Source organism: Vibrio sp. 10N.286.45.E10, assembly GCF_002874195.2.
GTDB classification, from domain to species: domain Bacteria; phylum Pseudomonadota; class Gammaproteobacteria; order Enterobacterales; family Vibrionaceae; genus Vibrio; species Vibrio crassostreae.
The window spans coordinates 1471467-1483678 of record NZ_MCWD02000001.1; the positions used below are offsets into that span (position 1 = coordinate 1471467).

The 12212-nt window shown below is 41.9% G+C and carries 11 protein-coding genes and 2 pseudogenes; 6 read left to right on the forward strand and 7 right to left on the reverse strand.

Annotated elements, in window-relative coordinates:
• Positions 1–26 precede the first annotated feature (26 nt).
• Positions 27–1373 carry an ISNCY family transposase gene (locus BCU34_RS06710; protein ID WP_108145225.1) on the forward strand — a complete coding sequence of 449 codons (1347 nt, stop codon included), beginning with the start codon at positions 27–29 and terminating at the stop codon, positions 1371–1373.
• A gap of 124 nt (positions 1374–1497) precedes the next feature.
• Here BCU34_RS06710 and BCU34_RS06715 read toward each other — a convergent pair whose 3' ends face one another.
• Positions 1498–2061, reverse strand: coding sequence for a single-stranded DNA-binding protein (locus BCU34_RS06715; RefSeq protein WP_102479688.1), 564 nt, complete (start codon positions 2059–2061; stop codon positions 1498–1500).
• Positions 2062–2181: 120 nt separating this feature from the next.
• Between BCU34_RS06715 and BCU34_RS06720 the strand changes: the two genes are divergently transcribed.
• Both BCU34_RS06720 and BCU34_RS06725 read left to right on the forward strand, forming a co-directional pair.
• A complete protein-coding gene (locus BCU34_RS06720) occupies positions 2182–2571 on the forward strand; it encodes a helix-turn-helix transcriptional regulator (protein ID WP_032546585.1) in 390 nt (129 codons plus the stop codon).
• 1721 nt (positions 2572–4292) lie between these two features.
• Positions 4293–4895, forward strand: coding sequence for a DUF2971 domain-containing protein (locus BCU34_RS06725; RefSeq protein WP_048661961.1), 603 nt, complete (start codon positions 4293–4295; stop codon positions 4893–4895).
• A gap of 82 nt (positions 4896–4977) precedes the next feature.
• Here BCU34_RS06725 and BCU34_RS06730 read toward each other — a convergent pair.
• Positions 4978–5673 (reverse strand): annotated as a pseudogene (locus BCU34_RS06730) (hypothetical protein); the annotation flags it as partial.
• Between the two features lie 132 nt (positions 5674–5805).
• Here BCU34_RS06730 and BCU34_RS06735 point away from each other — a divergent pair.
• Entirely contained in the window at positions 5806–7326 is a 1521-nt protein-coding gene (locus tag BCU34_RS06735) for an ISNCY family transposase (RefSeq protein ID WP_082040340.1), read from the forward strand.
• A 45-nt stretch (positions 7327–7371) separates the two neighbouring features.
• Here the strand turns inward: BCU34_RS06735 and BCU34_RS06740 are convergent.
• From BCU34_RS06740 to matP, 4 genes and pseudogenes are all read right to left on the reverse strand, one after another.
• A pseudogene (locus BCU34_RS06740) lies at positions 7372–7956 on the reverse strand (hypothetical protein); the annotation flags it as partial.
• Between the two features lie 144 nt (positions 7957–8100).
• Positions 8101–8412 carry a hypothetical protein gene (locus BCU34_RS06745; RefSeq protein ID WP_055318438.1) on the reverse strand — a complete coding sequence of 104 codons (312 nt, stop codon included), beginning with the start codon at positions 8410–8412 and terminating at the stop codon, positions 8101–8103.
• Positions 8413–8517: 105 nt separating this feature from the next.
• Positions 8518–8826 (reverse strand): DUF3634 family protein, encoded by a 309-nt coding sequence (locus BCU34_RS06750; protein ID WP_017059672.1) that lies wholly within the window; start codon positions 8824–8826, stop codon positions 8518–8520.
• Positions 8827–8849: 23 nt separating this feature from the next.
• Positions 8850–9305 carry a macrodomain Ter protein MatP gene (matP, locus tag BCU34_RS06755; RefSeq protein ID WP_010440786.1) on the reverse strand — a complete coding sequence of 152 codons (456 nt, stop codon included), beginning with the start codon at positions 9303–9305 and terminating at the stop codon, positions 8850–8852.
• Positions 9306–9494: 189 nt separating this feature from the next.
• On the opposite strand from matP, the gene BCU34_RS06760 reads away from it, so the two are divergent.
• On the forward strand, positions 9495–11147 hold the full coding sequence (locus tag BCU34_RS06760) for an AAA family ATPase (RefSeq protein WP_102479419.1): 1653 nt from the start codon (positions 9495–9497) through the stop codon (positions 11145–11147).
• Between the two features lie 70 nt (positions 11148–11217).
• Entirely contained in the window at positions 11218–11733 is a 516-nt protein-coding gene (gene fabA, locus BCU34_RS06765) for a bifunctional 3-hydroxydecanoyl-ACP dehydratase/trans-2-decenoyl-ACP isomerase (protein ID WP_017059675.1), read from the forward strand.
• A gap of 252 nt (positions 11734–11985) precedes the next feature.
• Here fabA and rmf read toward each other — a convergent pair whose 3' ends face one another.
• The gene (gene rmf / locus BCU34_RS06770) at positions 11986–12159 is read right to left on the reverse strand and encodes a ribosome modulation factor (protein ID WP_017059676.1); all 174 of its coding nucleotides are present in this window, start codon (positions 12157–12159) and stop codon (positions 11986–11988) included.
• Between the last annotated feature and the right edge of the window lie 53 nt (positions 12160–12212).

Below are 12212 nucleotides of genomic sequence, written 5' to 3' on the forward strand. Positions count from 1 at the left end.
TAAGGACTACTGAGATGTTGATTGCCATGAGTGAAAAAGAAATTAGTCGATTCAAAGTTATTCAAGACGTCTGTGAACATCGTTTGCGTCGTACTGATGCGGCAGAGATACTTTCGTTAAGTGAGCGTCAAGTTCAAAGGTTAATGAACAAACTACGTGAACATGGTGCGGCTAGCTTAACCCATGCTTCTAGAGGTAAACCCAGTAATCGGCGTTATTCTAACGAATATCGCAAAGAGATTCTTTCGACTATCCATAAACACTATTCTGATTTCTCGCCCACATTTGCACGTGAAAAGATCATAGAAAATCATAATTTAGCTATCTCGTTAGAGACACTTCGCCAATGGATGATTGCCGACAATCTTTGGATCCCGCACTCACAACGAAAACCTAGAGTCTATCAGCCTCGTTACCGTCGAGACTGTCTTGGAGAATTGATTCAGATAGATGGCTCACATCATGACTGGTTTGAGGGCCGCAGCGACAAATGCTGCCTACTGGTGTTCATTGATGATGCGACTGGCCGCTTGATGAACCTAAGATTCAGTGAGACAGAATCCGCGTTTGACTACATGATGACTACGCGTGAATACCTCAATGAGCACGGCAAGCCCATCGCATTTTACAGTGACAAGCACTCTATTTTTCGAGTGAATCAGGAGAAACACAAACAAGTTGGCCAAACTCAATACGGGCGCGTGTTGAAAGAACTGGCGATAGAACTCATCTGTGCCAACAGCTCCCAAGCCAAAGGCCGCGTTGAGCGAGCCAACCTCACGCTGCAAGACCGACTGGTTAAAGAGATGCGCTTACAAGGTATCGACACCATCGAACAAGCCAACGCCTGGCTTCCCTACTTCATCGCCGATTTTAACCATCGCTTTGCTAAGCCCGCTCAATACCCAAAAGACATGCATCGTCCGGTTCGAGAGTCCAAGCAAGAACTCGACGATATTTTCAGTTGGCAAGAAACCCGCAAGCTCTCAAAGTCGCTGACATTTCAATACGATAAAGTGATTTATCTCATTGAACCTACTGAAGAAAACAGCCGACTAGCGCACGAACATATCAAGATACTCGACTACCCAAACGGTGAAATCGCCATCCAATACGGGCATCGAAAACTCGAATTCAAAACCTTCGACAAACTCGAGCACGTTCAACAAACCCAAATCGTCGACAACAAACGCCTCGGCCAAGTTTTAAAATTTGCTCAGCAACAACAACAAGAATTCGAACAACAACAGCAACGAACCCGCAGTAAGAAAGCCCCCAAGCGCCGTGCACAACAAAGAGCCCTTCAAACTGCCCCTCGAACCATCAACCCAGTGCTCACCGAACCATTCAAAGCCTCCAGTCGAAAGACCTAACAACGGGACATTTCTATTTGGGACAAACGAGGACATTTTAAAATGGGATTGACATAGACCAATTTGATTTTGACGGGCTTTCTGGGCTCACACAGAGCTTCTGAGCGTTATTTTTGTGTGTACTCTATAATTCGACTTCTAGCGGTACGATGATTTTTCCATACTTTTTAAGCTCAACGCTATTAAAGTTATTCACTACGTAAGATGAACTGTGGAATGTATAAAGCCCAGCTTCGTAAGGCTCTTGGCCTTCGTCTAACTGAACTTTGGTTAACGTTGGGAACCGACCTTCCAAAAACACATAGGCATCCTGCTCATAAATAGTTCTAGATGGTTTTCCATCAGCCGATTGGCGATGAGAAAAGCGAGTGTTTTTGGTAAATGGTGGAAGATCATAAGTAGCTAAAACATGGTTATAAACTGCAACACATTCATCCAATGTTTGAAGGCCAAAAAGATTATCAATGCGTTGCCAACGCGATGGATTTCCCTCAACACGAACCCGTGTTCCATCGCAGCGGATCGTCAATTTCGTACTAAAAGATCCCTCCAGTATTTTTTGATTTACGGACGGTGGCAGCCTTTCACCTGTTTCTAATTCGACTCTTTCAATCACATGACGTCCCACGAAAGGTAAATTCCCTTCGTGATGGTCTTGTTGCATGAAAAGTTGGTCGATAAAGAACAATGGAAAACCCTGTCAAGTACGTTTTCTTATAACCTACAGGACAATAAAGCGTATTTCAACACGGTAGTACGAAATGCGGGTGGTATACTTATAAAAAAGCGTACTCATAAGGATATTTTGATGTTGAAAGATGTAATTAAGTCGGCTCGCATAGACTGTGGCTATACGCAGGAAGAAATTGCAAAGCGTGTGAAAGTAGCAAAACAAACCTACTTGAAATGGGAAAATGGAGAGACTGAACCTAAAGCAACTCAGATCAAATTACTCGCTGAGCATCTGAAGATCACGCCTAACGAAATTTGCTCTGGGGCTCTCAATAAGAAAATGGACTTGGAAGAGTTCATCATCCAAATGGCTCTTTCTAGAGTGCCAAATGAAGTCGTGACAATGTATACGTGGAAAACGATTCCTGATCATGAAGCGTTTTTTGAAGATATGAAAAATTTAAGCCGAGATGACTACGACGCAAGCGTCGTTACAGTCAGCGAAACCGAGAAGTTACTGCGATAAATTCCGGAATTCCGGAGTTAGTTGGGGTGTAACAGGAACCCCAACCTCTTTTCGTTCAACCTGCTTCTCATTTCTCCTCGCTCAGTATCGCTCATCGAAATTCGTCACAGGTTTCAATTTGGGGAGAAACGGAAAATATTTTTCCAAGAGTAAACTATTAAAGATAGTGTACCTTGACGCTAGCGAACCACCGACTGACGCGCTGCGCTTGTCTACTCATTTCCTCTCTACAAGCAAGCTTATAGCAGAGCAAATCGAGATGATTGATATAAGCTTTTCTAAGTATGAAGTGGCATTAAAGCAGATTATTCGAACTTGGTTCGTAGTCATATTTCAGAAGACAGGTATACTAGTTAAGTCTTTGGTCTCAGACCAAAAAATCAACCAACGCGTCACGTTTGCCTGTAACTTAAAAGCATGCCATGATACAAACACTACTTTATAAGTAGATACGAAAAAAACCACATTTAAGTGGCCTTTTTTTAACGAATCCCCATTTACTAGAATCGATTGCAGCCGGCACTGGTAAATGGTCATTTATATAGGAGATAAAGATGAGAGATATAGATATCATCATCAAGTTCGTTGAACTGCTTCAGGCAGTTGTCGAACTTATAGTTTCAATACCATAAAACTAAATCAACCACCTAACATTGCAGTGCTGGGTGGTTCTCTAATAATACAAGCCTCTATTACATTGTAAAGGATTCTTTAATATTACCTCCCAAACGTATTATGCAAATTATGTTACGGGTTAACTTCTAACAACGATTTTCCTAACGAGCATCAAAAAGGCCAGCAAAGCTGACCTCCTCATTGAGCATGTTACTCACCCACGTTCTTATTCACTTAAGCAAAGCAAACCACTCAACATAATTTAGACCCATAATACGCAGTTGGCTTGTTAGAGCAATTTATTAATGTCCGGTTTGAACTACTTTAAAATATCCGCCTAATCTAACGTATTGGTCTTTTTAAGCATGCAGCAGCGCTCTTTAAGATCACAAAAAACAAATAGCTATATGTACCCAACGTATGTACCGTCCGTAATTCGATCTCCGTGCACACAAACCTTATCAACAGAAAGCTTTTCTCTTCTCGTTTCCTGATTCATGCTCATGTTTGTAGTCATTTTTGCTGTGTTGTGTGTGAATCTTGTGGGCATTGGTTGTTGTTTTCTTTTCAGATCTCACACAGGCGACCATCTTTATTGATAACACCAAAACGACACCTTTATCAGTAGCCAATCAAATTGAATTATTTTACCTACAACCGTCACCAACTTTTCATGTGGCTCTTCTTCTGGCGCCAATGTTCGTACTAACATCTAAAACCGTTAACATGCGTACGCGTTTCACATGGGTACTTTAATGTCACGCTTAGTTTATGGGATGTCGTTGGAATCGATCTAGAGCATATATCCGATATCTTTCAGGTATTTACACGAAGATTATTAAACTCAGCAGTCCCTGTTTACCAACCTCACCCAGACAAACTAAAAGTTACGTTGTATCTTATTTTCAACAAGCGAATGTTAGATTACTGTCGCTCAGCTGCCAGATAAACCACTTAAACAGGCTACTATTTCATGTTTAAATTTTGATCTATCAAACAGTTATATGAATATATTTGGTGATTAGGCAATCAAATGCTATGCATTCAGGTCTCAGCTATGAATTAAAGTGTTAACATCAGGCAATTTTGTAAACTAGGTGTTTGATATGTTGCCTAAACTTTATAAGTTCAGATCCCTCCATGATAGAAACATACAGTCGATTGCCGAGTGTTCGCTGTGGTTCGATTATGCTAAAACTTTCAATAACCCTTTTGAATCTAACCACATATTCAAGAATGAACTTCAAAACAATTTCAAGGTTATGTGTTTTTCTCAATCCAGCGACCACCCTATACTATGGTCTCAGTATGGCGACAACTTTAAAGGTATGTGCATCGAGTATGACCTCAACTGCTATAACGGTGAGGCCAATCTCAACTGTTTCGAAGTCCAATACGAAGATGAGCCAAGCATGTTCCACTCAGCATCGTTGGGGGAATTGCAAGGATCTGAATTGGGATCTGAAATGTTCAAGGTTAAGCACTCTAATTGGTGCTACGAAAAGGAATACCGTTGGGTGCTATCTGATGAGGAAATGATCGGTAATAAGCTCTACCTTAATAGAGAATGCCTAAGCTCGGTGATTCTGTCAGAGCACGCTCCTGCCGACAGGAAGTTGAAAGTTCTGATGACTTGCCAGCGCCTTGGTATACCCGTTAAGCATGCAATTGCCAAGCAGGAGTCGTTTACATTCGAAGTGGTCTGTTAAACGGTATACAGCAAGATTTACAGGCGCTTTCATTAAGTTACAGTGCAACAAAAAAGAGAGCCACATTTAATGTGGCTCCCTTTTACATGTTCGTCGTCAGTTTTCCAGGCACTTGATCTTGCACCTGCTCAATCGTCGCTATAGACATTTGAACAGTTGAAAACCAATAAGGTCGGTGCTTAACGTTAAATAACTCACTATTCTCTAACGCTTCGAAAACAGAATACTTCCTACCTTGAGCCAAAGCTGCCCCATAAACCGTTCGCTCAAGTACAGGAGTGTCATTCACTTCCTCTAGAAGTGCCCTCTTTATGAACTGGTTTCCAGGGCTCCAATCTATAAATTCAACGAGGTTTTTTAGTAGTTTAAGCTCTAACTGCTCGACCATCGCTTCGAGAAACTGTGTATTTGGCATCACCTCAGTACAAGCATAATATTCGTCATGTTTGTCACTTGCTTCACGATAACCAAGCATCGTTTTTACCAATGCGTCTTCAAACGTGGAAGAAAAGTGGTTACAAATTAGAAACAAAGGCAGAACTCGCAACACGCCAAGTAAAATTCCTACGTTTGGATCTTTAACCGACGTTTCTTGAAGTCGAATTCGAGTCGCATTTGACGTCACGACCAAGTGCTGCCAAACCTTAGGTGTGATGTGTTTAATATTGCCATCATTCCACTTGATCAGCTGTTGACTCATTAACAATGGGAACAATAAACGACAATTTTCAATACCTATCTGTCGTGCTGCAATTTTTGGATCGAGAATCACCTTTGTGATCACCAAGCGATTCTGTCGTACCTTAATTACCAAGCGACTTTGTCATTACAATAACTACCGAGGGAAAATGTCGGGACTGATTTAGCTTACTTTTTAAAGTAATCAAATGAGCTTTAAAGGGTGCTAAGGATGTTCTATATGGATTCAAAATCACAGTTTACTGTCGATATCATTAGTAAAGTCATTGATGGCAAAATTACTATCAATAGTGCCACGCAATTACTGCAAAAATCACGAAGAACCGTTGAACGTTACTTGAGTCGCTATCGCAAGGAAGGCATTCGGTTCGTGGTTCATGGTAACACTGGTCGTGCTCCCATCAATAAAATCCCTGAGTCACTCAAGAAGGAGGTTCAAGCCCTCATTCAAACCAAGTACTACGACTTTAATCTTCAACATCTCTCGGAGCTTTTGAGCAAAAATGAAGGACTGTCGATTAAGCGTGAAACGTTGCGTTCTTGGGCTCATGACATTCACCATGTGAAGCGTTCTAAACGCCGTAGAAGTCGAGTAAGGAAGTATCGAGAGCGTATGCCGTTGCCTGGGCTTATGCTGCAAATGGATGGCAGCCCTCATCGCTGGTTTGGTGATGAGAAGTCTTGCTTGATTGCCATCATTGATGACGCTACTAGTGATATTCATGCGCAGTTCTTCCCTTCAGAGACCACCGAAGGCTGTATGAAGGTGATGCGAGCTTATATTGAAAAGCGAGGCATATTCAAAACTCTCTACGTGGATCGAGCAGGTATCTTTGGTGGGCCGAAACGCAGCAACTTCTCGCAAATGCAGCGAGCTTGTGATGAACTCGGTATCGAAATTATCTTCGCCAACTCACCTCAAGGGAAGGGACGAATCGAACGAGCCTTCGACACCTTCCAAGACCGCCTTGTCCCCGAACTGCGCCTCAATAACATCGCTGACATGGAGAGCGCAAACCGATACTTGCAAGAGGAGTTTATCCCCAAATACTGGGTGAATAATGTGATGGTTCAGGCGACTAAATCGAGCTCTGCGTTCAAGTCGTTGCCACCTGACCTAGACCTTAACAGCATCTGCGTACAGAAAGAATATCGAACGATACGACGTGACCACACGTTTAGCTTTGATAGCAAAATGTACGTTATCGACTCGCCAGTACGTTACTCCATAGAGAACCAAAAAGTAGAAATACGATGTCAGTTCGATGGTACCTTCTCTGCTTACTTCGGTCATCGACGGTTAGACATCACTGAGTTAGTAGAGCCACGTAAATGCAACGAATACGGCAAAGAGGTACAACGTAAAATAGAGGCTCTGGAGTTGGTTGCAGAGCTTGGTAGTGTCTCTAAAGCCGCTCGTATCTTAGGTTGCTCACGCCAAACCTTATATACCTATCAGCAAATAATGGAAGAGGAAGGGCCACTTGGCCTCAAACGGATTAATAAGCCACTGAAGCGCAGTAAAAACGCAATCCCAGAGAGCACCGAAGATAGGATTATCGAGTTGACGTTGCTCAACCCGCATAATACGTCGATACAAGTGATGAAACTACTCAAACAAGAAAACATTACCGTGAGTATCAGCACCATCCAGACTATATGGAAAAGAGAAAAGCTCAATACACGAGAGATGAGAATCAAGCAATCCCAATCAATGAGTATCGATGTGTGAGGCAGTTGAACGATATGAATACTAGAATATAAAGGCATGACAGAATCGGTTGGTACTTATCCCGTCATGTTCCCTCAGTAATGACAGATCGAGAATCACCTTAGATTTCTTTCCATATTTATCTGCAAACTCTTGATTGGAAACAAACTCAATTAAACTTGAGCTCAATGGCCTACTTTTCGCGGATATTTCATGGAGTTTGGAAAAGTTTAAAGATGGCGAATACGCAACACTAGCGAATTGATTGTAATCGGGTAAGTCTGAAAACAACGAACTTATTAAGGTACCTTGAAGCTTCTCAAGCATTAGCGCAGAAGCGGCATTGCTGACATCATCGATAACGTATCGTAAGGTTTGTTGCTTCGCGTCGACTTTCTCGCGATGAGCATTGACTCTATCCTGCTCGCAGCGCAATAAAATACGTTGGTTGTGAGATATGCGGTCAGATTCATCAAATATGACGCTATCACAATACCTATTTTCCAAACTTAGTAACGTGTCTACTGTAGATTGTGCGAGCTTATATTCAGGTGAGATTAACCATCGATTAAAGCGAGCTTCAACATTGATTGAGACCTTCCTTGAGATCTCAACGACTTCAGGGGTATAACTTTTATTTGCTAACAACAACCGTGACTTTCCTTTGCCGTAAATGCTCTTGTATCGGCATATCCTGCCTTTATAACAAAACTAATATTAATAGAAATTAGAGATTGGTTCACGAAATTGTTTCAATAAAATTAAGGATATTTAGTTATAGTGCGTTGAGAGTGGCTAGTGTGTGATATGTAGCCGGATATACTTTTCTGGAAAGCTGTATTTGAACCTTTTCTTCGTCGGTAGATTTTTTTTTGCCTGCTTGCAAACTTTACTATCTCCAGACGTTCTCACCTTTTTGATTCTTGCGTAACCTTTAGAGTGCTTCATCTCAATCATCAGATCGCAATAACCCTCGAAATCAACATTACTCTTGTTGAGCCCTTTCATGACGGTGACTTTTATCTTTTTGGCTACAGGATTAACCAATGCATCGTCGGGAAAAGCGACTGGGGATAAAAAACATAATAGTAATACTAGGTATCTCATACTGCTCTCTCTTTGTTGAGGGTGAGAACAGTATGCGGAGATTTAAGAGAAATGAAGGATTAACTTAGTATGAAGATTGACTAGCTAGCGCGTAACTCTCAACGATTACGCTTTCTTTGAGCCTTTAGACTTAAAACCATTATGCGGGAACACGTTACGAATACGTTGCTGTACGTTTTTAGGCACATCTTTAGTGAACTTGAGATTGTAGCCAGAACGTTTTGCATACACTTTTAGCTCACCTTTAAAGGTATTGTTATGACCAATCTCTTGAAGGTTATGCTTAAAGCTCGGTGGAAGATGCCCTTTAACTTGTTCGATCGCCCCGTCACTAAATTTAATTTTCAACACCGGTCGATCGACTGCTACTAACCAAAAAACTAATACCGCACCGATTAATATTACGTACATCATAATGTCACCACTACTGTTGATGGTTATTTATCGTCAGAAAGGAGTTTGCTTAAGTCTTCTTTAAGGCTAGTCACCGTCTTGCTGGCCTGTTCACTACGAGACGCTTCGCTAACCAAATACTCGATGGCGTCGGAAAGCGTACAACCTAGCTCGTTCGCTCGTTGAGATAGTTTTTCCCATACACGATAATCAAGGTCGATTGATTTCTTTTTGGTGTGAACTTGTTCAGCATTGAAGTGGCGCTTTCGCTTAGCTCTGATCGCTTGTTTAAGCTTGTTATCGAGCTCAGGAGACATGTTGTTAGAGATCCACTCAAGAACACCCGTAGGCTGGTGTTCCAGCTTCAATAAGGCTTGAACAGCAACGTCAGCTTCACTTGAATCAATATGGCAAGTGATCGATTCACCTTCTTTCCATTTTTTGACCAGATAGTTCCATTTCCAACCACATTCCAAGTTTTCAAGTTGCTGATATTTCATGTCTAATCTCGAGAGTTAATCCTAGTGACAGCGTAACCCAAAATGGGCTGTTTAACAATTATTGTCTTGAAAGAATAGACCAAGATCATACTTATATTAGCTTAGTGATTAGTAACTACCACATAGAGCTACAAGCGAGATCGGTTTTTCTATATACTCCCTACCTCATTATCATAATCAGAAACTTAAATGACTCAAGTAGATTGGCGACATGTTACGCCTCAGTACGACGAATATAGCGCTCAATTAGAGCAATTCCCTGACATCTCGCCTTTCCCGTTTTCAGATATTCAACATAGATTCAAAGATGCGCTAACCCGCTTTGTCCGTTTGTCTAACCTTTCGCGTGTTTTACTTGTAAACGCTCCGGACAATTCGATCTATCGTCAAATGATTGTTGAATCTCTAGTCACTGCTTTAGATGATCACACTCTACCGGTTATAAAAACTGAATCTTTAAATGCTGCCTCTCTTTTTGACCAAATTCAATCGAAAGACGGTAAGGTTGTTGCGACAAAACCTGGCCTCCTGGCTAGAGCAAACAACGGTTATCTGATCGTTTCAGCAAACTTGATCTTAGCAAACCCAGGAAGCTGGTTACTGCTTAAATCTGCGCTGCTTGGTGAAGCCGTAGAGCCTATCAGTAGCAACCCTGAGCACTTGAACCAATCTCCAACTTTGCCTCTTACCTACAACATTAAGTTGATTGTGGTTGGTGATAGAGCTCAATTAGGTGACCTTGATTATCTAGACAGCGATATTCAAACCGGTTTTTGCCTATTTAGCGAAATTGAGCAAGATATCAAGATCTCTGAAGAGAGTTTGACTCAATATCTTGGTTACCTTAAGTGGCTTCAACTACGCTATGAACTGCCAACCATCACGCAACAAGCGTTGACGGGCATTCTTACTGCCGGAGCAAGAGAGACTGAAGATCAAAGCTATACTCCATTATGCCCTATTTGGCACAATGCGTTATTGAACGAAGCTTTGATTGAAGCTAACAATGGTGAGATTGATATTCACCATATCCAACAAGCTCAACAACACAAATACAACCGAGAGTCGTACCTACCAGAACGCGCTCTTGATGATATTCGAGATGGCCAAGTCATTATTGAAACTGAAGGTGAACAAGTTGGTCAGGTTAATGGCCTAACAGTCATCGATGTTCCTGGGCACCCGATATCGTATGGTGAACCTGCACGAATCTCCTGTGTTATTCACTTTGGTGATGGTGATATTGCCGATGTTGAGCGCAAAGCCGAACTTGGTGGTAATCTTCATGCTAAAGGTATGATGATCATGCAAGCATTTGTGAGCAGCGCACTCAACCTAGAAGATCCGCTACCTTATGCCGCTTCTGTGGTATTTGAGCAATCGTATTGCGAAGTAGATGGCGATAGTGCTTCTCTAGCAGAGCTTTGCTCTTTGGTGAGTGCTTTGTCTGAATACCCTATCAATCAACAAATTGCGGTTACTGGTGCAGTGGACCAATTTGGTCGTGTACAAGCGGTTGGTGGGCTAAACGAGAAAATCGAAGGCTTTTACCATGTGTGTAAGCACAATGGCTTAACTGGCGAACAAGGTGTGATCCTTCCAAGATCGAATTTAAGGCACCTCGCACTGAAGCCAGACCTTATTGAAAGCATTAAGAATGAAGAATTCCATATTTGGTCTGTGTCTAATGTAGATGAAGCAATTCCTCTCATTATGAACAAACCATTTAGAGACGATGAACAAGAAAGCGTTCTGAGCAAAATCGCGGAACGTATTGAAAACTTTGAAAGACATGAGCACCCTATTGGAATCGTTGGACGCATTAAAAACTGGTTTGTCTAGTACTGATCGGACTTGTTTAGCGTACACCTGTTCACTAATATGCACCTATCAAAAATCGGAGTAATTGATAATGCAAAACAAACGTGATTCTTACACTCGCGAAGAGCTTCTAGCATCAAGCCAAGGCGAACTATGGCCACAAGGTCCTCAACTACCAGCACCGAACATGCTAATGATGGATCGCATCACTAAAATGTCTGAAACTGAAGGTGATTACGGTAAAGGTTTAGTTCTTGCTGAGCTGGATATTACTCCTGACCTATGGTTCTTCGATTGTCACTTCCCAGGTGACCCTGTAATGCCGGGTTGTTTAGGCCTTGACGCAATGTGGCAGCTTGTTGGCTTCTACCTTGGTTGGGTTGGCGGCGAAGGTAAAGGTCGAGCTCTAGGTGTTGGCGAAGTGAAATTCACTGGTCAAATTCTGCCAACAGCGAAAAAAGTAACTTACGAGATCCACATGAAGCGTGTTGTTAACCGTCGCCTAGTTATGGGCCTTGCGGATGGTCGCGTACTTGTTGATGGTAAAGAGATCTACGTTGCTAAAGATTTGAAAGTTGGCCTTTTCCAAGATACGTCAGCATTCTAATCTAATAGTTAGATTTTTAGTAAAGCAGCCCATGGCTGCTTTATTTTCATTTCAATAAATTTAGTTATAGTGCATTAAAATATCCCGTATTAAGCTTGAAGCAGGATAAATCCACCAGCGATACGCTTATGATAGCGAAACTAGAATGCTACATAGCTCTGGGAATCTTTGTATTGTTCTGAAACTAACAAGGCTCCAGCCGTTGTAATCAACAGACAATGGAGCCCTGACCTTGAATTCTTTGCGCCCTATCTACTTATAGAGACCTGATTGCTTATCATCTTTGGCATCACGCCAACCACCTAACCAATAAGACCGAGAGTCCATTTGGCTATATGGGCAAGCTTCTTGCGACCTACCATTTAAACCAGCTTTGTAGCCTTGAGATTGTGCTCGTTCTAGTCGATCACGCTTTTGTCTCTTCATAGTGCAGTCCTCATACGGGTGTTCCATTTACTAACATACAATGATTACAACTT